The following is a 19,782-nucleotide window of genomic DNA, read 5'->3' as shown; positions in this document are numbered from 1 at the left end:
GGTGATCCACTCGCTGGTTCATCACTGGTTCGTCGCCTCAAGGAGCAGTTCGGTCACCGCTTCGGGTGCCGTGACCATGGCATCGTGCGTCGCGTGAAGGGTGCGATAAGGGAACGCGGGGTCCTCGGCATGTCGCTTGCGTGCCCTTTCGAGGATGTGCGGCTGTTGGGACGACGGCACGCATTCGATGAACATGCCGGGGTGGCTCCAGGCGCGGTCCGTACTGCCTACTGGGTCCTGGTACGTCTTCAACGGCTGTGCCGTGGTGCGGCTGTTGACCCAGGCTGCGTCGTCCGGGTCGGTGACGCCGTACCAGGAGGCGTCGGAGGGCGGGATGTACCAGCCCTCGCCGCCGCGCTCCGCCATCGCGACGTGTTCTGCGGCACGACTGGGACCGACCAGGTCGGAGTGTGACTCCCCGGTCCGGGGGAAGTGCGCGTCGAGAAAGACGAGCCTCCTGACGCGGTCGGCTATTCGTTCCATCGCGCCGCACGCGACCATGCCACCGTAGCTGTGGGCAACGAGAACGGCGTCCTCGATGTCCTCGAACTCGAAGGTGGCCACGAGGTCCTGAACATGAACGTCCAGGCCGATTTCTGGATTCAGCAGATGTGATCGCTCGCCGAGTCCCGTCAGCGTGGGCGTGTACACCACGTGTCCGGCTTGCCTGAGCGCAGAGGCCACACGCTTCCAGCACCAGCCGCCGTGTCGGCCGCCGTGAAGGAGCACGAAGGGAGGATGCGCCGAGATCGGTGCTGCGGACATCGCAGGTCACCTCCTGGTTTCTGGTGAGATGTGAGGTAGGTTCCGCTGGGGTCAGCGGGCGCGGTGCCGCTGTAACGATGGAGCCTGTGCCACCCACGCCCGGATCGCGGACGTGGGTGGCACAGCTGTCTCGGGGCCGATACTGGCCTGCCGTCCCTGCCTCGGACGGGGTCAGACCGTGGCTTCCGCGGTGTCCCGATCGAGTTCGAGCTGTTGTGTCTCGCCGACGGTGAGCACGCAGACCAGGCTGACGAGGCAGACGCCGGCCAGGATGCAGCCGAAGACGAAGCCTCCGAAGGAGTCGATCACGGAGGCGGCGATCAGCGGTGGCACACCGCCGCCGAGCATGCCGGCCAGGCTGTAACTGAGACCGGCCGCGGTGTAGCGGTAGCGGGTGTGGAAGAGCTCGGAGAGGAACGCTCCTTGTGGTCCGGTGGCGACCCCGGAGATGAACATTGTCACCGGGAGCCCGATCGCGAAGACCGTGCGGGAGCCGATGTCGAGGATGGGGAACAGGGCCAGTGCCCATACGACGGCCACGGAGGCCGCGCCCGCTATGACCCAGCGCCGTCCGATGCGGTCGGAGAGGACCGCGCCGAGTACCACACCGGCAGAGATCGACAGGCCACCCACCATTGCCATCCCCAGGACGAAGCTGCGTGGCAGTTCGAGTACTGCCGTGCCGTAGCTGACCAGGTAGGTTCCGCCGATGTAGGTCAGCGCGAATGCGACCATCACCGTGCCCGCGGCGAGCAGCACCTGCTTGGGCTGGTGGGTGAACGCCTCGACGAACGGCATCCGGGACGTACCGGCCTGTGCGGCCTGCTTCTTGAACACCGGGGTCTCGTCCATCCGCAGCCGTACCCAGAGTCCGAAGAGGACGAGCAGGAAGCTGGAGAGGAACGGGATACGCCAGCCCCAGCTTACGAACGTTGACTCGCTCATGAACACCGCGGTCAGGAAGAAGGTGGCGTTGGCGAGAATGATCGCCGCGCCTCCGCCCAGGTTGGGGAACGACGACCAGAAGCCGCGTTTGCCCTGCGGGGCGTGCTCGGAGGAGAAGAGGACGGCGCCGGCGAACTCGCCGCCCGCTGCCAGCCCCTGGAGGACGCGCAGCACCACGATCAGGATGGGTGCGGCCACGCCGATCTGGTTGGCGGTCGGCATGCAGCCGACGAGGATGGTGGCCAGGCCCATGAGCAGCATGGTGGCGATCAGGGATTTCTTGCGTCCTAGGCGGTCGCCGTAGTGGCCGAACAGGATGCTGCCGAACGGCCGGGCCACGAAGGCGACACCGAGGGCCGCGAACGAGGCGATGGTGCCTTCGGCTTGGCCCAGAGCCGGGAAGAATATCTGGGGGAATACCAAGGCGGCCGCTGTGCCGTAGATGCCGAAGTCGTAGAACTCGATCACGGTGCCGATGAAGCTGGCGGTCGCGACTCGCCTCATTCCTGGCGGAGGTGCTTCTTCGGTCGGTGAACCGGGTGCTGCGGCGGGAGGAATCGTCTTTTCTGGTGAGTGCGTCATTGCATCTCCCTGTGGTCGTCGCGGCTTCGTCGAGGCGTCTGAAGGGCCGACAACCGGGCAGAACCGGTCAGTCGACAGGGTGCGGGGTTGCGCCGCGCAGGCTCTGAGGAGCGAGCGTCAGTCGAGGAGTCCGCGGGTGCGCAGGACCTCTTCTGCGACACGGAAGGTCTCACCGGCGGCGGGCAGTCCGCAGTGGACGTCAGTCTGGAGGAGGACTTCCTTCAGGTCGTCGACGGTACAGCCGTTGTTGAGTGCGCCCTCGATGTGGTGACTGAGCTGGGCAGGGCGGTTGAGCACGGTGAGCATGCCGATGCTGGGCTGCTCCAGCGGCTTAACTCCATCCCTGCGCAGGTCGTGGACGACGGGGTCGCATCCAGCCTTGCGTCGATTGAGCGCCATCCCGGTGCCCATGGCACCGAGCCCGATAAAGCCAACCTTCATGAACCTGTCCCTTTGGGTCGATGAACGAGATCTCGGCGGCCGGCTCTTGACACGGCTGTGCTTCGAGAATGAAGGTGTTCGTATATGAGAACTCAAGACCGCATGTGCGATCGACGGTAAGGTCCCGCACCAGGCGTGTCAACGCTCGTGCGCAGGGGTCTTTTTGCATGAGCGTCACACCGGTGGCCCAGGAACATCCCTGGCGGCTGTTCCTGGTCTCATGAAGCCGGGAAGTTGATGTGATCGACCGTCGCGTGAGGTGCTGATCGGCGGCGAGTGGGTGCCGTCCGCCGGGACGGGGGCATCGAGGTCGAGATTCCGGTGACGGCGGAGGTCTTCGCCACCGCCCCTCGGGGGCAAGGCCGAGGACGTCAACCGCGTAGTCGACGCCGCCGCCACGGCTTTGGACGAGTGGTCGCGGTCCTCGCACGGCCGGCGTACCGAGGTGCTCCGTCGGTGCGCCAGGCCCTGCCGACCATGCGGCGTCTAGGTAGTAGCGTCGCGGCGGCGGGGTGCGCCATGGTCTTCGAAGACACTGGGATCGTCCCGGCCGACGAGGCCATTTCGGCCTTGGGGTGCTGGGCGATGGCTTCCCCGACCTCTGCGATTGGATTGCGGATGATTCGCGCGGCCCGGCGATCACCTTCCTCGCGGAGATCGCGGCCCCCGCAGTTGTCGTTGCCCACGATCCGGTCCGCGATGCGACGCTCGCGGCGGACTTCGCCGAGGGGACCGCGCTCTCCGCCGAGAAACGGCCACCCCGCTTCACGAGTTCGCAGGTATGAATTCCTGATCGGGCTCCGCTACATTGGGCGCTGTGACGGACACGTCTTCAGTTTCCGACGACAGCGGCCCGAAGAACCATCGGACCGTCGACCGCGTGACCCGGATCCTCGAGGAGGTTGTCTACAACCCGGGCATCGGCTTCGCCGAGATCGCCCGGGCGTTGGGCGCCCCGAAGAGTTCGGTGCATGGCTTCATCCGGGGCCTTCAGGCCAAGGGCTGGCTGTACGAGGACAACCGCCGCTTCTATCTCGGCCCCGCGGTGTACGGACTCACCCTGGCCAGCGGCCACATCCGCGCCGGACAGGTGACGCAGACCGACCTCGACGCGCTCCACAGGGCGACCGGCCTGACCGTCTTCCTCGGAGTCGAGGCCGGCGATCACCTGATCTACATCGGGGAGTCGGGTACGGACGCCCTCACCGGATTCGCGGCACGCAGCAACATCCGGCGCACGCTCCTGACGACGGCGGGCGGCAAGGCCCTGTTGGTGGCGCGCCCGGATGTCGACCGGGAGGCCTATCTGCGTCGGCAGCAGTCGGAGAACCCCGAACTTGTCTCCGAGTTCCTCGCCGAGTTCGCCGACATCAACAAGAGCCGCGTCGCGACGAACCTCCGTCATCACGGGGCTCAGCTCGCGCTCGCGGCCGTCGTGCGCAACCAGGCAGGGAACAGCGTCGCCGCAGCTATCCTCATCGGCCAGGCCGCCGAGATGGGGCCCCGTGAGACCAGGCTGCGCAAGGCGCTCCTCAAGCACGTCGACTCCTGGTCGCGGCAGACCGTTTCAGCGAGGGAACCGATCTGACCGCCGGTCGACCGCGAGGTTCAGGAGGCTGTGGACCTCGCGGGTGAAGATGTCGTTGTCGTGGCCCGCGATCATGTGGCCTGCGGCGACCTCGACCAGGCGCGCGGTGGGCATGAGACCGAGCAGCTCGGCGGCGGCCTCTGCTGTCACCATGTCTGATCGACGGCCACGAACCAGGAGCGTGGGTGCCGTGATGTGCCGGGCGGCTCGGATCATCCTCTCTGCGGAGGTGTTGGCCGGGTCGGCCGTGAAGCTGAGGAAATCCGGATCCCAGTGCCAGTACCAACGGCCGTCCTCGCCCAACCGGACATTCTTCTTCAGGCCGTCCAGGCCGGCCGCCGGCCGACGGCGCGGAATGTAGGAGCGGACCGCCTCCGCGACCTTCTCCAGCGAGGGGAAGCCGTCCGGGGCGCCTCGCATGAAGGCGCGAACCCGGGCCTGCCCGGCCGGGTCCAAACGAGGTGCGATGTCCACGAGCGCGAGCCCCGCGACGCTGCCGGGGTACTCGCCCGCAGCGACCAGGGCGGTTCGTCCACCCATCGACGCGCCGATCACGATGGGCGGTTCGTCGAGCGTGTCCATCACCCGCAGGAGGTCTCCGACCATGTCGTCCAGGCTGTACACACCTGTCGGAGACCACGCACTGTCGCCGTGCCCCCGGGCGTCCAATGCGATGGCTCTCCAGCCCAGTGCGGCCAGACGACTGGCCGTTCGCGCCCACGAGTGCCGTGTCTGACCCCCACCGTGCAGCATCAATACCGTGCCCTGCGGCTCGTCGGGCTCCCAGCGGTCGGCAGCAAGTCCGAGGCTGTGTGCGCCTTCGAACATGACCTGCTCGCGTCGGGCGTGGTCTGTCTCCGTCACGGGCCCTCCCTTGAACCGTTGACACTGCCAGCGGCCGAGCGTAGCTTGCAATCAGTCGAAATTGCGATACTGAGTTCGGATATGCGAAATGGTGTGCGTCAGGGAGGGCATCCGACCTCACCGACCGCCGGACGAGAGCTGCCTTCCTGGCGTCCGGCGAAGCCGGAAGCCTGCTGGCCGACGGCTCGTAGTTCCACGTGTGCAGCCTGCGGATCCTGTGCCCGCCAAGACCGGGTTGCTCCGATGCAGTCGAAAAGAAGCCAGGAGTGTGCCCGGTGATCGAACGCGACCAGATCTTCATCAACGGCAAGTGGATCCCCTCCTCGGGTGCCGGTGTCATCTCGGTGACCAGCCCGGTCACCGAGGAGACCGTGGCCACGATCCCGGCTGGCTCGGCCGAGGACGTGGACTTGGCCGTACGGGCCTCAGCGGACGCCTTTCCCGCGTGGTCAAGGACCTCGGTCGACGAGCGGGTCGAGATGCTCCACAAGCTGGCTCAGCTGACCGAGGCTCGCAGCGAGGACATCACGCGAGCTGTGGTCAGTGAGATAGGTCAGCCTGCGAAGATCGCGCAGGAGTCGCAGGGAACCGCGGCGATCGAGGACCTGAGGAGTATCGCCGAGAGCCTGCCCGGCATCACCTGGGAGGAGCAGGTGGGTCCCACCGTCGTCGCCCGTGAGGCGGCGGGCGTGGTCGGTGCGATCACCCCGTGGAACGGGCCGATGCGCATGGTCTGCATGAAGGGCCGGTGCGGCGATCGCGGCCGGATGCACGGTCGTGCTCAAGGGCACGGAGGTCGCTCAGCTCAGCTCGTTCATCTTCGCCGAGATCTTCGCCGAAGCCGGCCTGCCCGACGGCGTCTTTAACCTCGTCTCCGGTACCGGTCCGGGTGTCGGGGAGGCCCTGGTGACCCACTCGCTGGTCGACATGGTCTCCCTCACCGGTTCCGTACTCGCGGATCGCCAGGGAGGAGATCTTCGGGCCCGTCGTCGTGATTATTCCCTTCGACAGCGAGGAGGAGGCCTTCGAGATCGCCAACGACACGCAGTACGGACTCGCCGGGGCGATCTGGGCCGGTGACCCGGATCGTGCCAGGGCCCTGGCGCGCAACCTGCGAGCCGGCCGCATCCGCATCAACGGATCACCGGTCAACCAGCGTGCCCCGCACGGGGGATTCAGATTGTCCGGCATCGGGCGGGAGTTCGGGCATTACGGCATCGAGGAGTTCCTCGAGTACAAGGCCATCGGCTGACGAGGACAGGGACGAGGAGAGTCATGATCACCGTCAACGCACGCTCCACAGCCGGACCCGGGGAGCCGTTCAAGGCCACCACGATCGACCGACGCGACGTTGGCCCGACGGATGTGCTCATCGACATCGCCTACTGCGGGGTCTGCCACACCGATGTCAGTCGCGCACGCGGCGAGTTCGGGACGACCACGTATCCGTTGGTGCCCGGACACGAGATCGCAGGCGTGGTATCGGCCGCAGGGCGTGAGGTGACCAGGTTCTCGGTCGGCGACCGGGTGGGAGTCGGCTGCATGGTCGACTCCTGCCGGGAGTGCGACTACTGCCGGGCCGGCCTGGAGCCGTACTGCCGCGTCGGACATGTGAGGACCTACAACGACACCGGCCGCGACGGGCAACCCACTCTGGGCGGGTACAGCGAGAAGATCGTGGTCGACGAGGCCTACGTGGTCCGCATCCCCGACTCCATTCCCCTGCACACCGCTGCTCCTCTGCTCTGTGCCGGGATCACGATGTACTCGCCGCTACGGCACTGGAAGGCAGGGCCGGACAAGCGCGTCGCGATCGTCGGCTTCGGGGGCCTCGGGCACGTAGGAGTGCCCATCGCGGTGGCGCTGGGTACGCCCCCGACCGTTCTCGACCTGACCCTGGACAGGCGTGACGACGCCCTGCGGCGCGGTGCCACCGAGTACCGGATCACCACCGACCCCGCGACGTTCACCGAACTTGCGGGAACCTTCGACCTCATCGTCTCGACCGCGCCGGCCAACCTCGACTACGAGGCATTTCTTCAACTGCTCGCGCTGGACGGCACGTTCGTCAACCTCGGTGTGCCGAAGAAGCCGATCAGTGTGGATGTCTTCTCCCTGCTGTACAACCGGCGCTCAATGGCGGGCACGCTGGTGGGTGGCATCCGGGAGACACAGGAGATGCTCGACTTCTGCGCCGAGCACAAGATCGCCGCCGAGGTCGAGGTCATCCGTGCCGACCAGATCGACGCCGCTTTTGATCGGCTGGCGGCCGGTGATGTCCGCTACCGGTTCGTGATCGACATGAGCACGATGGCGGTCGGTTTGCCGGCGGTCTGCCCGACCGCGCGCACGATGTTCACGTAGCAGCCGCAGCAGCAGATGTTGCCGCTCATCCACTCGCGGATCTCGCCCTTGGACTTGGTGTGACCTTCTTCGATGCAGCCGACGCCGGACATGATCTGGCCGGGGGTGCGGTAGCCGCACTGGAAGGCGCCTTGGTCGATGAACGCCTGTTGGAGCGGATGGAGTTGATCCTCTTCGCCGAGACCTTCGATGGTGGTGATCTCGGCACTGTCGAGGCGAACGGCCAGCATGAGGCAGGAGTTGACGCGCCGTCCGTCGGGATCGACCTCCGGTTTTCTGTACAGGGTCGGTTGGCATTCGTCTCGGTCTGCGCGTAACGGAGGTTCGGTTCGTCTGTTCCGTCGCAGGCGTAGAGCCAAGGAGGTGTCAGATGAGGGGGTAACTGGCGCCGGCCTTTTGTCCAAGGAGCATGCACCGTCAGCGGATGCACGCCCCGGGCAGACACTCGCGCGTTCCGGGCCCGGCTCCACCACTTCATGGCACGCCGTCGCCTGCCTCCCTGATCGGCCTCGGCCCGCGTCCCCGAAGAAACAGCCATCCAACTCGCGGCGGAGATCGTCGCCCACACGCATCAGAGCTCGGGCACACCCCTGACCCGGAGCGCAGGACCCATCCATCACCGAACGACATCATCGTGAGCATGCTGGAATCGTCGTGGCCGCTTGATCCGTTTCCCGCCGAAGCCGCACCTTGCCCGAACAATGGAAGTCGGCGCCCTTACGTCGAGTCCGTCGCCACCTTCCGCCCCGTCGCGCACTGTCAGATACGTCCGAACAACGAGAACAGCAGGGCATCGCGCAGTTCGTCGAGTTGGGACGCGTCGCTGACTTCGGAGACGTTCCGCCACAGGCCGAACAGACCGTGCAGCCCGCTCCACAGCAGTTTGGCCGCCAGCCGGGCGTCGAGGTGATCGCCCACGCCTTCTCCGGCCTCGCTCAGATACGGCTCCGTGGCCTCGCACCAGGCATCCAGCAGGCGTCCCATGGGGTGGCCGAGGGACTCCGGCGGCGGGGGAAGCGACGGGCCGGTGAGGAACAGCAGTTCGTAACGGCGGGGTTCATCGACCGCGAAGCCGCAGTACGCGTGGACGACGGCACGCAGTCCGGCCCAGGGATCCTCGGCAGGCGCTGACCCGTGTGCGGCGCGCAGCCTTTCGGCCATCGTGGCGTAGACGTCGTCGAGCAGCGTCCACATCAGCTCGTCCTTGTCCCTGAAGTGCTTGTAGATCGCCGGAGCCGTCACCCCGGCCTCACGGGCGACGGCGCGCAGAGAGATGTCCTCGGGCCTCCCCGCTTCCTCCAGCAGACGCCTCGCCGCGTCCAGGATCTCCTGGCGCAACCGCTGCCCCTCTCCCCAGCGGTTCGGCACCCGCTTCGCGATCTGCGGTGCAGCGCTCATCGACGACTCACCCCTCCGGTCCGCACGACCCTGCCAGTCTCCGGGCGCGAGGTCGCCGTGTCCAAAACCGCCCCCTGGGGCCACGTCTCCCAAGCGAGATGGTTTACGGTGTTCACTATCTCAGTAAACATCATTCACCAACTTCTGTTCCTGCTGTGAACGGAGCGCTGTGAGACATGCCTGACACCAAGAGGACGCCGGATCTCGGCCAGGACCGGGCCGCCGGCCCCGACACCCGTATCGACGACCACACGCGCGATCTCATCCGCCGTCTTTCGGGCGGCGCGGAGCGGCTGACCTTCCCCATGACACGCTCCGCGCCCTTCGACCCGCCGCCGGAGTACGCCACGCTGCGCACGAAGTGTCCCGTCGCCCCCGCGGGCCTGCACGGCCACGACGCCTGGCTCGTCACCAAGTACGACGATGTCCGCGAGGCGCTGCTCAGCGACGCACTGAGCGCCGACAAGGACCGCCCCGACTTCCCCCTGACTCCCGGCGGCAAGGTCAACGCGGCCATGGCCACCTCGGGTCTTCCGTCCTTCCTGCGCATGGACCCACCGCTCCACGACGACCTGCGCCGTCTTGTCACCCGAGACTTCATGGTCAAGCGCGTGGAGGCGATGCGGCCGAGGATCCAGAAGGTCGTCGACAACCTGATCGACGACATGCTGGCCGGGCCCAGGCCCGCCGACCTGTTCACAGCGATCGCCCAGCCGATGCCGAACACCGTCATCTGCTGGCTGCTCGGCGTCCCCCAGAGCGATCACGACTTCTTCCAGGACCGCACGACGTACCTCTTCAGGCGGAACGTCTCCGACGAGGAGCGCACCACCAAGCTCAGCGAACTCAACGACTACATCTACGAACTCGTCGACTCCCGCGACGCCGACCCCGACCTCGACCCCGAGGCCGACATCATCAGCCGCCTCGTCCACGACCAGCTGCGCACCGGCAAGCTGGACCGCCGCGCCGTACAGGGCATCGCCTTCATCCTGCTCGTCGCCGGGCACGAGACCACCGGCAACATGACCGCGCTCGGCACCCTCGCCCTGCTCCAGCACCCCGAACAGTACAAGGCACTCGACGAGGACCCCTCCCTCGCCCCGCTCGCCGTCGAGGAACTCCTGCGCTACCTCACCATCCTCAATGAGCCGAACTGGCGGGTCGCCAAGGAGGACACCGTCATCGGCGGCCAGGAGATCAAGGAGGGCGAAGCCGTGGTGCCGCTGACCTTCTCCGCCAACCGCGACCCGGAGCACTACGACAACCCGGACACCCTCGACATCCGGCGCGGCGCCCGCGACCACCTGGCCTTCGGCTACGGCATCCACCAGTGTCTCGGCCAGCCGCTCGCCCGTGTGGAACTCCAGATCGTCTACAGCACGCTGGCCCGCCGCATACCGACACTCAGGCTCGCGGTTCCGCTGGAAGAGGTCCCGTTCAAGACCGATGTCGAGATCTACGGCATCCACGCCCTGCCCGTCACCTGGTGACCCCCGGCCCCGTAGGACACGACTCACCGCGAGGAGTCAGCAGCATGACCACGAGCACCCCTGGCACCGGCCTCCAGCCCACGCACGAACTGGCCGAACCGCGCCTGCTGATCAACGGCCGCCTGGTCGAGAGCAGCGACATCCGTGTCTTCCCGAACATCAACCCGGCGACCGAGGAGTCCCTCGGCCTCACCTTCGACGCGACCGCCGACGACATCGACCGGGCGATCGGCGCGGCCCGCCGGGCCTTCGACGAGACCGACTGGTCCACCGACCACGCCTTCCGCAAGCAGTGCATCCTGCAACTCCAGCAGGCCCTGGAGAAGAACAAGGAACTGATGCGATCGGTCCTGGTCGCCGAGGTCGGCGCACCGGTCTCGACGACCCGCCACATGCAGCTGGAGACACCGCTGGGCGACGATCTGCTCTGGCCCGCCCAGGCCATCGACACCTTTCCCTGGGAACGGGACCTGGAGGACAACGACGCCTTCGGGGTGCTCAGTTGGCGCAAGGTCCACAAGGAGCCGATCGGTGTCGTGGGCGCCATCGTGCCCTGGAACTTCCCGCTCCAGACCACGCTCAACAAGCTCGGCATGGCCCTGGCCACCGGCAACACGGTCGTGCTGAAGCCCGCAGCCCTGACGCCGTGGAACGCCACCCACCTCGGCCGCCTGATAGCCGAGGAGACAGACATCCCGGCAGGCGTGGTCAACATCGTGCCGACCGCCGGCAACGCACGCGCCCAGCTCATCGTGGACGACCCCCGGGTCGAGATGATCTCGTTCACCGGCTCGACCGCCACCGGCCGCCACATCCAGGAACGCGTCGCCCCGATGACCAAGCGACTGCTGCTGGAACTCGGCGGCAAGTCCGCGCACATCGTTCTCGACGACGCCGACCTCGAAAGGGCCCTGGCCGCCTCGGCGTTCCAGGCCTGCCTGCACGGCGGACAGGGCTGCGCGCTGCAGACCCGCGTACTGCTGCCGCGCTCACGCTACGAGGAAGGCCTCGCCATCATCGAGGCGGCCTTCCGCGCCGTCGCCTACGGCGACCCGACCGACCCGGTGACCATCCAGGGCCCGCAGATCAGCGCCCAGCAGCGGGACAGGGTCGAGCAGTACATCCGCATCGGCCAGGAGGAAGGCGCCCGACTGGTCCTCGGCGGCGGACGCCCCGCGCATCTCCCGCGCGGCTACTACGTCGAGCCGACGCTCTTCGCGGACGTCACTCCCGAGATGCGGATCGCGCAGGAGGAGATCTTCGGTCCGGTGCTCGCCGTCCTGCCGTACGACGACGAGGAGCACGCCGTCCGTATCGCCAACGACAGCCCGTACGGCCTGTCCGGCGCCGTCAGTTCCGCCTCCTCAGAGCGGGCTCTGGCAGTCGCCCGGCGCATCCGCACCGGCACGGTCTCGATCAACGGCGGAGTGGCCCACGGCGCCGACGCTCCCTACGGCGGTTTCAAGGCCAGCGGCATCGGCCGCCAGAGCGGGCCCGAAGGCTTCGAGGCCCATCTGGAGACGAAGATCGTCGCAGGTCTCTGACCCCGCTCGCGCACATCTGTACGGAGGGGAGAAGTCATGTCGCACCAGTCTTACGAGTCCTACGCGAAAAGCCGAGTCGTCGTCAGCGGCGGCGGGGGCGCCGGAATAGGGGCCTCGCTGGTCCGAAAGCTCAGCCAACTGGGCGCCGAGGTCCATGTGCTGGACCTCAAGGAGCCGCCGGCCGCCACGGGCACTGTCTTCCACAGCACCGATCTGAGGGACCCGGAGGCGATCAGCGCCGCCGTCGCCGAGATCGGCGGCGGAGGCGATCAGCGCCGCCGTCGCCGAGATCGGCGGACCGGTCACCGCCCTGTTCAACTGCGTGGGCGTTCCCGGCAACCGCACCTCGCCCCTGGACACCATGCTCATCAACTTCGCGGGCGTACGACACCTCACGGAGGCCGTCGTTCCCCTCATCCCTCCGGGCGGATCGGTCACCACCGTCGCCTCCCAGGCCGCCTCGCGCTGGGCCGCGAACCTCGAAAAGCTGCTTCCCCTGGTGCGCGCCAAGGGATTCGACGACGCCTGGGAATGGTGCGAACAACACCCGGACGAGATCGCCGCCGCCTACCCGGCATCCAAGGAGGCCGTCGTCATCTGGACCCAGTTCACGGCCGTCGCACTCGGCGAGCAGGGCATCCGAGCCAACTGCACACTGCCCGGCCCCACCGCCACACCCATGACACCCGACTTCGAGGCGATGACCGGCAAGGCGTTCTGGGACACCTTCCCAATCCCCCTCGGCCGCCCGGCCACCCCCGACGAGCAGGCCGACGTCCTGCTCTTCCTCGGCAGCCCGGCCGCCTCCTGCATCACCGGTGCGGCGCTTCTGACAGACGGCGGCACCAGCGGCGGTATCGCCACCGGCCTGCTGACCGTCACCCCCTGACCCCCACGAGGACCGGAGAACCACGATGAAGGTAGAAGTCGACGTCCCGAAGTGCGTGGCCTCGGGGCAGTGCGTCCTGATCGCCCCCGACGTCTTCGACCAGCGCGACGACGACGGCATGGTCGTACTGCTTGACGAGTCACCCGCCCCCGAACTCCACGACGACGTACGTGAGTCGGCCACGGTCTGCCCTGCGGCGGCCATCCGCGTACAGGAATCGTGAGCGCGATGGACCGGGTGGTCATTGTAGGAGCCTCCGCCGGCGGCCTGGCCGCTGCGGAGACACTGCGCGGGCAGGGCTACTGCGGCACTATCACCCTGGTCGGAGACGAGACACACCTGCCGTACGACCGTCCTCCGCTGTCCAAGCAGATCCTGAGCGGCGAGTGGGACACGGACCGGCTCCCGCTCCGCGCCCGCGGCGACATCGAGGCGCTCGGACTGGACTTGCGGCTGGGCAGGACGGCCATCGGCGTGAACGTACAGGACCGGAGCGTCACTCTGGCAGACGGTGAGATGGTCGGCTACAACGCCCTGGTCGTGGCGACCGGTGTACGGCCCCGGCGGCTGCCGGGCGGCGACGGCGTGCGCGGGGTCCACGTCATCCGCACCCTGGACAACGCGGTGGCACTGAGGGAACAACTCCGCACCGCGCGGCGGATCGTGGTGGTGGGGGCCGGCTTCATCGGCGCGGAGGCCGCCTCGGTGGCCCGTGGGCTCGGCCTCTCCGTGACCATGCTCGAACCGGCCCCAGTACCGCTGGCCCACGCCGTCGGCGAGGATGTCGGCCGCGCCCTGACCCAGGCGCACCGCGGGCACGGCGTCGACCTGCGCACCGGGGTCATGGTGCGGGAGATCCTCAGCCGCGACGGAGAGGTGACCGGAGTGGCCCTGGCGGACGGAACCGTCGAACCGGCGGACATCGTCGTGGTCGGCATCGGCTCCCACCCGAACACCGAGTGGCTGGAAGGCAGCGGGCTGCCCCTGGACAACGGCCTGGTCTGCGACGCGTTCAGTGAGGCCGCACCCGGTGTGTACGGGGTGGGCGACGTGGCTCGTTGGTACAACCCGCTGTTCGGCACGCTCATGCGCATCGAGCACCGCACCAACGCGGCCGAGCAGGGCATGGCCGTCGCCCGCAACCTCGTGTGCGAGGGCACGCGGGAGCGCCGCCCGTTCGCGCCGGTGCCGTACTTCTGGTCCGACCAGTACGACATGAGGATCCAGGCGTACGGCCATCTCCGCGGCCATGACGAAGTCGTCGTGGTCGAGGGGGACTTGGCGGCCCGCCGCTTCATTGCCGCCTACCGGCAGGGTGAGCACCTGGTCGGCGCCCTGGCCGTCGGCATGCCACCTCGCGCCGTCCGTTCCTGGCGTGGGGCCATCGCTGCACGCCGCGAGTGGACCGTCATCCCGGCCCGTTCACCGGCCGGGACCGCACCAGCAGCGTGAACAACCCCACGACGCCAAGGCAACAGCGACAGGAGCCCCCATGTCCTCTGCGGACACTCCCGCTTACTCCCTCACCCGGCCGGGAACCGCCCCCCTGGACCCGCCACCCCTTTACTCCCGTCTGCGGGACGAGAAACCGATCACCCAGGTCACCATCTGGGACGGCAGGCTCAGCGCCTGGCTGGTGACCCGCTGGGAGGACGCCCGCGCGGTCCTCGGAAACCCCGCGTTCAGCAGCGACCAGTCACACCCCGGCTTCCCGGGCCAACATCCGGACATGCCGCCGCTCGCTCATGGGTTCTTCGCCAACTACGACCCGCCCATCCACACCACGATGCGGAGCACACTCACCCGCGATTTCATCATCAAGAGGATCAGCGCACTGCGTCCCGGGATCGCCAGGACCACCACACGACTCCTGGACGAGATGACCCGTTCGGAGCGGCCGGTGGACCTGGTGGAGCGTTTCGCTCTCCCGCTGCCCTCACTGGTGATCTGCGACCTCCTCGGTGTGCCCTACGAGGACCACGAGTACTTCCAGCAGCGCTCACGGGTCTTCGTGGACGGAAACGCGACGGGACAGCAGATCGGGCAGGCATGGGAAGAACTCAACGCCTATCTGGTCGGACTGCTCTCCACCAAGCGCAGGAATCCCGGCGTCGACGTGCTGACCCGCCTCACCGAACACGTGGACGCGAGCACCGTCACCGAGCGGGACGCGTCCGACCTGGCGGTCTTTCTGCTGTTCGCGGGCCACGAGACCACGGCGAACATGATCGCGCTCAGCACCGTCGCGCTGCTGCGCAACCCCGACCAGATCTCCCAGCTGCTCGCGGGCCCGACCGAGGCCGCGAACGCCGTGGAGGAACTGCTGCGCTTCCTTTCCATCGTGCACGGCGGACTGCGCCGATACGCCCTTGAGGACGTGACGATCGGCGGCGTCACCATCTCCGCCGGGGAAGGTGTGATCGTCCCGGTCCACGTGGCCAACCGCGATCCGGAGAGCTTCACCGACCCCGACAACCTGGACCTGGGCCGGGCCAACGCACGTCGGCACGTCGCGTTCGGATACGGCATCCACCAGTGCCTCGGCCAGCCTCTGGCTCGGGCCGAACTCCAGATCGCCCTGCCCGAACTCTTCCGACGACTGCCCGGTCTGCGGCTCGCCGGCCCCTTCGAGGACATCTCCTTCAAGGAGAACACGCTCGTTTACGGGGTCAATGAGCTGCCCGTCGTGTGGTGAGGGCGTGGCGCTCACGGCCACCGGCATGGGAGCAGTGGGCCTCCACCCGCAACCTCCGCGAAGCCAGGCCGCACCCCCTTACGCGTCAGCAGCCCGCAACAGAGGGCTCATCTGCAAAAATGCCCCTGCTGCCCAGCGGATCGGTAGGGGCGCCACCCGATTGACGCTCTTCCCAACTCGACCCCACAGCAGCCCTGTTCAGCCCTGGCGAACAGGGCTGCTCCTGTCAGGGCCCCGCCTGCGGTGACGGTAGCGGTCCCGCATGGCGTCGCTGGCCGCGGGGCCCGCGGTGAAGACGTAGGTGTTCCAGGAGGCGCTGGCCACCACCAAGCATGCCGAGCAGCACGGATTCCACCGGATGTGGTTCGCCGAGCACCACGGCCTCGGCAACGTCGGCTCGCACGCACCCGAGGTCCTCATGGGTGTCGTGGCACACGAGACCGAACGCATCCGCATCGGTTCCGGTGCGATCCTGCTCAACCACTACAGCCCGCTGAAGGTCGCCGAACCGTTCCTGCAGTTGGAGACCGTGGCACCAGGGCGCTTCGACATGGGGGCTCGGACGCGCGACCACCGGCCCGCTCGTCGACATCGCCCTCAAACGCGACCGGGAGAGCGGGCATCTCAACGACTTCGACCAGCAGGTGCAGGAAGTGCTGGCCTTCCTGCACCACGACTTCCCGGCGGACCACCCCTTCCAGCAGATCCCGCTCATGCCGACTGTGACCGCCCGCCCCGACCCGTGGATCCTCGGCTCCTCCGGCAGCAGCGCCGGACTGGCCGCCGCCCTCGGCATCGGCTACTCCTTCGCCGGATTCATCAACCCCGGCGGCGCGGTCCCAGCCCTGCGCGTCTACCGCAAGACGTTCAAGCCCACCCAGTACGGGGCCCAGACCCCCCAAGTGATGCTCGGTGTCGCCGTGTTCGCCGCCGACACCGACGAAGAGGCCCACCGCATGACGTGGCCGACCGGGCCATCTTCGACAGTCTGGGCCGCACCGAAACCGCCCCTATCGTCCCGTCCATCGACGAAGCAGCCCGCACCCTCACCACCGCACAGAAGGACGAACCGTCCAGGATCGTCAACGGCCGCTGGCCCCGGCAGCTCGCCGGCCGCCCGAGACCGACCGGGACCAGCTCCTGCAGATGATCGAGCAGACCGGAGCGACTGAAGTCATGCTCCAGAGCATCAGCCCCGACCAGGAGGCCCGTCGCCACTCCCACGCGCTCATCGCCGAAGCCCTCGGCCTCACACCCGACGCGCGGCCGACAGCACGGTCGACGCGGCATGAGGACGACAACAACAGCCCTGGCCGCCACCAACCCGCCCTGCCATCAGGCAGGTTGTCCGGCGGACGTCACCTGGGCGTGAGCCCGCGGAGCAGATGGTGGACCACGTCGCGAGCACCGTCCATGCCCGCCTGCCGGGCGAGCGCGCCGTTGACTGTGAGCGCGGCGACACCATGCAGACCAGCGGCCACGACGAGCGTGAGTCGCTCGGGGTCGTCCTCGATGATCTCGCCGCGCTTCTGCGCCTCCATGATCACCCGCCGCAGGCCGCCCATCGTCCGGTCGATGGCCGTGGTCATCTGCTCAGAGGCGTCCGGGTCGTGTTTACGGGCGTACATGAGTTCCAGCAACTCGGAATTGTCGACGGCAAAGCCGAGGTACGCCTGAGCGAAGGCGGAAAGCCGCAGTTCCAAGGGCGCACCTCGGTCGTCGGCGGCCTGCAAAGCATGGCCCAACCGTTCGTACCCCCTGAGTACCAAGGCGTTGAGCAGGGCCTGCTTGTCCTTGAAGTGGCGGACGGGTGCGCGAGCGCTTACATCGGCTTCGCGGGCCAATTCACGCAGCGAGAGGGCGTCGGCCCCCTTCTCGCGCAGGGCACGCTCCGCGTTCACCAGGAGAACAGCTCGCAGGTTCCCATGGTGGTACGGGCGGCTTTCGGACATGCCTGCCAGCGTATCCCGATGCATGCACCGTGATCGGGGGAGGCCATTGACCATCAATGTACTCAGTGAGTACATTGATGGTCATGTTCGAGAGCGGCGTCCGGCGCCCGTGAGTCGACGAGACAACCCCCTTCACCGACCGCACAGAGGCTTGAACATGACCATCAGCGACAGCACCGAGCGGCAGATCGTCGCCAGCCTGGCGACCGCCTTCGCTCACCCGGTCCGTGCCCCGATCATGCGGCGTCCCGACGAATACGGCATGGCCTACGAAGGCGTCCGCTTCGCATCCGAGGACGGCACCACTCTGGAAGGCTGGTTCATCCCGGCGGACTCGGACAAGCTCGTGATCGCCAACCACCCGGGGCCGGGCAACCGCTACGGATTCCCGGGCCACATCGAGCCCTACAACGCCATGGTCGACTTCGAGGTCAACTTCCTGCCCGACTACCGGAATCTGCACAACGCCGGGTACAACGTGCTGGCTTACGACCTGCGCAACCACGGTCAGAGCGACTCCGCGGGCGGTGGTGTCATGTCCTTCGGGCTGCACGAATATCAGGACGTGATCGGCTCGTTGCGGTACGGCTGCCGACGACTGGGCATCGACAACTCGCGCATCGCTCTCTTCAGTCGCTGCCTCGGCGCGAACTCGACGATCATCGCGATGTCCAAACACCCGGAGGAGTTCCAGGGGATCCGCGCGCTGATCGCGCTGCAGCCGTCGTCGTTCCGCCCGGTCGCGCAGGCTCTCCTCAGCTCGCAGGGCGTACCGGACGCGATCGACGCCTTCGACCTGGAGTTCAAGAATCTCAGCGGCTTCAACCTCGACGAGCTGACGCCCACGCCCTACGCCAAGGACGTCACCGTGCCGACCCTCGTCGCGCAAGTGCACCATGACTCCAGCACCCACCCGTCCGACGTGCAGGGCATCTACGACAACCTGGGCGCCACTGACAAGAAACTGCACTGGATCGAAGGCACGACCCGCCGGTTCGACGGCTACAACTACTTCCCCGAGAATCCGCAGCTGATGCTCGAATGGTTCGCCGACCATCTCGTCTGAGGACGGGCAAGCAGACGCAGGGGGCGACTTCCCCCCCCCCCCGCCGAAGCGGCCTGTCTGCGGCACCCGCGCTCGTGCCGCAGAGCGGTGTCCTGCTCAGACGTACCTTCTCCACTCGTGCCCACGACGCGTGTCCCTTCTGCCCGCTGTTTCCGCCGATGCTGATCATGGCCTGGGGCAGCGTGCGGCGTCATGACCTGCTGCGGTTCCGTCCCCGCTCCGCCCTCGGCCCAGAGCAGCACGCAGGCGATCTGGGTCTTCGCCTGGCCCTCCGCAGTACGGCGCTCGTTCTCGTGGCTGACAGAGGTACGTACTGCCGTACTGCAGTGTCCGTCAGAGATCGAGCAGGCCGGCGTCGTCCAGGCGGTGCAGGATCTCTTCGTGGAGCCGGCCCCAGACACCGGCTCTTGACCAGAGCAGAAACCTGCGGTGGGCCGTCGACTTCGATATCCCGAAGCACGGAGGCAATGCCCGCCAGGCGCGTCCGCTGACCAACACGTAGATGATCGCCGCGAACAGCTGGAGGCCGGGGAGTCCGTCGTGACCTTGGCGCGGTGGCTCGGGTATTCCTCGGCGGAGATCACCCTCGGTTACTACGCTCACTTCATGCCGGAGGCCGGATGCAAGGGGCGCACGGCGATCGACGGACGGCTTGAGAGTTAGGGCGAGCGGCACGCCGGTCGAAACTCCCCAGATTCTCCCCAGTCGATGCCGCGCCGCTGGCGTCCACGGATATGTCGCTGTGCACGAGGCCCAGCCGCTTTCCCTCGATCCTGTTGCCGCGCCCCCCGCTGTAACTGACGTACACCTCCAGCTCCTTCTGTGGCTCTGTCCTGACCGGGCGCTTTATGAGGGTGTCAGCGACCTGCGTGAGTGGGATGAAGGCGGACCGGTTCCCCAGCTCGCTGGGCGTAGGGCTGGCTGGAGTCGGAACGTGAGCGAGTCGCTCGGATAGGGCGGTGACAGCGTCGCGGTCGCTCAAAGGGCGCGTGTTCGTCGTCCATCAAGTCGGCCTGTTCGAGATCGTGTTGATGCCGTCTTGACGGCGAGGAGCTGTCCCTTGGCGGACTCTTTGGGGACGTAGAAGGTGACAAGGCTGCGATCCGCTGGGACAGCAGTGGAACCCACCGTCGGCATTGCCAACTGATTGCAATTCTTGATCTTTGAATGAACTGGTCACCATGCCAAGATCACGT

The 19,782-nt window shown here is 67.4% G+C and carries 20 protein-coding genes and 4 pseudogenes; 16 read left to right on the top strand and 8 right to left on the bottom strand.

The window, feature by feature from the left end; translation table 11 throughout:
• Window positions 1-21: 21 nt before the first annotated feature.
• The 3 genes from ACIBLA_RS14750 to ACIBLA_RS14740 form a co-directional block, all read right to left on the bottom strand.
• Window positions 22-765 (bottom strand): alpha/beta fold hydrolase, encoded by a 744-nt coding sequence (locus ACIBLA_RS14750; protein WP_399198766.1) that lies wholly within the window; start codon window positions 763-765, stop codon window positions 22-24.
• Window positions 766-936: 171 nt separating this feature from the next.
• Window positions 937-2,214 (bottom strand): MFS transporter, encoded by a 1,278-nt coding sequence (locus ACIBLA_RS14745; RefSeq protein ID WP_399198764.1) that lies wholly within the window; start codon window positions 2,212-2,214, stop codon window positions 937-939.
• Between the two features lie 195 nt (window positions 2,215-2,409).
• Entirely contained in the window at window positions 2,410-2,733 is a 324-nt protein-coding gene (locus ACIBLA_RS14740; RefSeq protein WP_399198763.1) for a carboxymuconolactone decarboxylase family protein, read from the bottom strand.
• Window positions 2,734-3,308: 575 nt separating this feature from the next.
• Between ACIBLA_RS14740 and ACIBLA_RS14735 the strand changes: the two genes are divergently transcribed.
• Both ACIBLA_RS14735 and ACIBLA_RS14730 read left to right on the top strand, forming a co-directional pair.
• On the top strand, window positions 3,309-3,518 hold the full coding sequence (locus tag ACIBLA_RS14735) for a hypothetical protein (RefSeq protein WP_399198762.1): 210 nt from the start codon (window positions 3,309-3,311) through the stop codon (window positions 3,516-3,518).
• 95 nt (window positions 3,519-3,613) lie between these two features.
• Entirely contained in the window at window positions 3,614-4,321 is a 708-nt protein-coding gene (locus ACIBLA_RS14730) for an IclR family transcriptional regulator (protein WP_399198761.1), read from the top strand.
• Here the strand turns inward: ACIBLA_RS14730 and ACIBLA_RS14725 are convergent.
• The gene (locus tag ACIBLA_RS14725; RefSeq protein ID WP_399198850.1) at window positions 4,301-5,149 is read right to left on the bottom strand and encodes an alpha/beta fold hydrolase; all 849 of its coding nucleotides are present in this window, start codon (window positions 5,147-5,149) and stop codon (window positions 4,301-4,303) included. The genes ACIBLA_RS14730 and ACIBLA_RS14725 overlap by 21 nt on opposite strands.
• Window positions 5,150-5,460: 311 nt before the next feature.
• Between ACIBLA_RS14725 and ACIBLA_RS14720 the strand changes: the two genes are divergently transcribed.
• The 4 genes from ACIBLA_RS14720 to ACIBLA_RS14705 are packed head-to-tail and all read left to right on the top strand — an operon-like array spanning window position 5,461 to window position 7,549.
• On the top strand, window positions 5,461-6,051 hold the full coding sequence (locus ACIBLA_RS14720) for an aldehyde dehydrogenase family protein (protein WP_399198760.1): 591 nt from the start codon (window positions 5,461-5,463) through the stop codon (window positions 6,049-6,051).
• A complete protein-coding gene (locus ACIBLA_RS14715; RefSeq protein WP_399198759.1) occupies window positions 5,963-6,265 on the top strand; it encodes an aldehyde dehydrogenase family protein in 303 nt (100 codons plus the stop codon). The genes ACIBLA_RS14720 and ACIBLA_RS14715 overlap by 89 nt, the downstream gene beginning before the upstream one ends.
• On the top strand, window positions 6,177-6,437 hold the full coding sequence (locus ACIBLA_RS14710; protein ID WP_399198758.1) for an aldehyde dehydrogenase family protein: 261 nt from the start codon (window positions 6,177-6,179) through the stop codon (window positions 6,435-6,437). The genes ACIBLA_RS14715 and ACIBLA_RS14710 overlap by 89 nt, the downstream gene beginning before the upstream one ends.
• 23 nt (window positions 6,438-6,460) lie before the next feature.
• Complete coding sequence (locus tag ACIBLA_RS14705; RefSeq protein ID WP_399198757.1) at window positions 6,461-7,549, top strand: NAD(P)-dependent alcohol dehydrogenase; 1,089 nt, start codon at window positions 6,461-6,463, stop codon at window positions 7,547-7,549.
• Here the strand turns inward: ACIBLA_RS14705 and ACIBLA_RS14700 are convergent.
• Window positions 7,468-7,815, bottom strand: a pseudogene (locus ACIBLA_RS14700) ((2Fe-2S)-binding protein); the annotation flags it as partial. The gene ACIBLA_RS14705 and the pseudogene ACIBLA_RS14700 sit on opposite strands and share 82 nt — an antisense overlap.
• 493 nt (window positions 7,816-8,308) lie before the next feature.
• Complete coding sequence (locus ACIBLA_RS14695; protein WP_399198756.1) at window positions 8,309-8,947, bottom strand: TetR/AcrR family transcriptional regulator; 639 nt, start codon at window positions 8,945-8,947, stop codon at window positions 8,309-8,311.
• A gap of 176 nt (window positions 8,948-9,123) precedes the next feature.
• On the opposite strand from ACIBLA_RS14695, the gene ACIBLA_RS14690 reads away from it, so the two are divergent.
• From ACIBLA_RS14690 to ACIBLA_RS14655, 8 genes and pseudogenes are all read left to right on the top strand, one after another.
• Entirely contained in the window at window positions 9,124-10,440 is a 1,317-nt protein-coding gene (locus tag ACIBLA_RS14690; protein WP_399198755.1) for a cytochrome P450, read from the top strand.
• Window positions 10,441-10,484: 44 nt separating this feature from the next.
• Window positions 10,485-11,984: an aldehyde dehydrogenase family protein gene (locus ACIBLA_RS14685; RefSeq protein ID WP_399198753.1), complete on the top strand. Its 1,500-nt coding sequence runs from the start codon at window positions 10,485-10,487 to the stop codon at window positions 11,982-11,984.
• A 322-nt stretch (window positions 11,985-12,306) separates the two neighbouring features.
• Window positions 12,307-12,873, top strand: coding sequence for an SDR family oxidoreductase (locus ACIBLA_RS14680; protein ID WP_399198752.1), 567 nt, complete (start codon window positions 12,307-12,309; stop codon window positions 12,871-12,873).
• A 25-nt stretch (window positions 12,874-12,898) separates the two neighbouring features.
• Window positions 12,899-13,096, top strand: a complete 198-nt coding sequence (locus tag ACIBLA_RS14675) for a ferredoxin (protein ID WP_399198751.1) — start codon at window positions 12,899-12,901, stop codon at window positions 13,094-13,096.
• Between the two features lie 5 nt (window positions 13,097-13,101).
• Window positions 13,102-14,325 (top strand): NAD(P)/FAD-dependent oxidoreductase, encoded by a 1,224-nt coding sequence (locus ACIBLA_RS14670; protein WP_399198849.1) that lies wholly within the window; start codon window positions 13,102-13,104, stop codon window positions 14,323-14,325.
• Between the two features lie 40 nt (window positions 14,326-14,365).
• The gene (locus ACIBLA_RS14665; protein WP_399198750.1) at window positions 14,366-15,568 is read left to right on the top strand and encodes a cytochrome P450; all 1,203 of its coding nucleotides are present in this window, start codon (window positions 14,366-14,368) and stop codon (window positions 15,566-15,568) included.
• A gap of 358 nt (window positions 15,569-15,926) precedes the next feature.
• Window positions 15,927-16,067: pseudogene (locus ACIBLA_RS14660) on the top strand (LLM class flavin-dependent oxidoreductase); the annotation flags it as partial.
• 154 nt (window positions 16,068-16,221) lie between these two features.
• Window positions 16,222-16,740 (top strand): LLM class flavin-dependent oxidoreductase, encoded by a 519-nt coding sequence (locus ACIBLA_RS14655; RefSeq protein WP_399198749.1) that lies wholly within the window; start codon window positions 16,222-16,224, stop codon window positions 16,738-16,740.
• Between the two features lie 186 nt (window positions 16,741-16,926).
• On the opposite strand, the gene ACIBLA_RS14650 is transcribed toward ACIBLA_RS14655, so the two are convergent.
• Window positions 16,927-17,520, bottom strand: a complete 594-nt coding sequence (locus ACIBLA_RS14650) for a TetR/AcrR family transcriptional regulator (protein WP_399198748.1) — start codon at window positions 17,518-17,520, stop codon at window positions 16,927-16,929.
• A gap of 157 nt (window positions 17,521-17,677) precedes the next feature.
• Between ACIBLA_RS14650 and ACIBLA_RS14645 the strand changes: the two genes are divergently transcribed.
• Window positions 17,678-18,586: an alpha/beta hydrolase family protein gene (locus ACIBLA_RS14645; RefSeq protein ID WP_399198747.1), complete on the top strand. Its 909-nt coding sequence runs from the start codon at window positions 17,678-17,680 to the stop codon at window positions 18,584-18,586.
• 336 nt (window positions 18,587-18,922) lie between these two features.
• Here the strand turns inward: ACIBLA_RS14645 and ACIBLA_RS14640 are convergent.
• Window positions 18,923-19,111, bottom strand: a pseudogene (locus ACIBLA_RS14640) (transposase); the annotation flags it as partial.
• Here ACIBLA_RS14640 and ACIBLA_RS14635 point away from each other — a divergent pair.
• Window positions 19,106-19,249 (top strand): annotated as a pseudogene (locus ACIBLA_RS14635) (site-specific integrase); the annotation flags it as partial. The pseudogenes ACIBLA_RS14640 and ACIBLA_RS14635 overlap by 6 nt on opposite strands.
• Window positions 19,250-19,782 lie beyond the last annotated feature (533 nt).

This window comes from Streptomyces sp. NPDC050433 (genome assembly GCF_044458565.1).
Taxonomy (GTDB): domain Bacteria; phylum Actinomycetota; class Actinomycetes; order Streptomycetales; family Streptomycetaceae; genus Streptomyces.
Note: the sequence above shows the minus strand (reverse complement) of the source record. Positions and strands in the feature narration are given on the sequence as shown.

Coding starts and splice junctions, on each gene's coding strand:
- ACIBLA_RS14750 (WP_399198766.1), bottom strand. CDS start 765: ATGTCCGCAGCACCGATCTCGGCGCATCCTCCCTTCGTGCTCCTTCAC.
- ACIBLA_RS14745 (WP_399198764.1), bottom strand. CDS start 2,214: ATGAGGCGAGTCGCGACCGCCAGCTTCATCGGCACCGTGATCGAGTTC.
- ACIBLA_RS14740 (WP_399198763.1), bottom strand. CDS start 2,733: ATGAAGGTTGGCTTTATCGGGCTCGGTGCCATGGGCACCGGGATGGCG.
- ACIBLA_RS14725 (WP_399198850.1), bottom strand. CDS start 5,149: ATGTTCGAAGGCGCACACAGCCTCGGACTTGCTGCCGACCGCTGGGAG.
- ACIBLA_RS14705 (WP_399198757.1), top strand. CDS start 6,461: ATGATCACCGTCAACGCACGCTCCACAGCCGGACCCGGGGAGCCGTTC.
- ACIBLA_RS14695 (WP_399198756.1), bottom strand. CDS start 8,947: ATGAGCGCTGCACCGCAGATCGCGAAGCGGGTGCCGAACCGCTGGGGA.
- ACIBLA_RS14690 (WP_399198755.1), top strand. CDS start 9,124: ATGCCTGACACCAAGAGGACGCCGGATCTCGGCCAGGACCGGGCCGCC.
- ACIBLA_RS14685 (WP_399198753.1), top strand. CDS start 10,485: ATGACCACGAGCACCCCTGGCACCGGCCTCCAGCCCACGCACGAACTG.
- ACIBLA_RS14675 (WP_399198751.1), top strand. CDS start 12,899: ATGAAGGTAGAAGTCGACGTCCCGAAGTGCGTGGCCTCGGGGCAGTGC.
- ACIBLA_RS14670 (WP_399198849.1), top strand. CDS start 13,102: ATGGACCGGGTGGTCATTGTAGGAGCCTCCGCCGGCGGCCTGGCCGCT.
- ACIBLA_RS14665 (WP_399198750.1), top strand. CDS start 14,366: ATGTCCTCTGCGGACACTCCCGCTTACTCCCTCACCCGGCCGGGAACC.
- ACIBLA_RS14650 (WP_399198748.1), bottom strand. CDS start 17,520: ATGTCCGAAAGCCGCCCGTACCACCATGGGAACCTGCGAGCTGTTCTC.
- ACIBLA_RS14645 (WP_399198747.1), top strand. CDS start 17,678: ATGACCATCAGCGACAGCACCGAGCGGCAGATCGTCGCCAGCCTGGCG.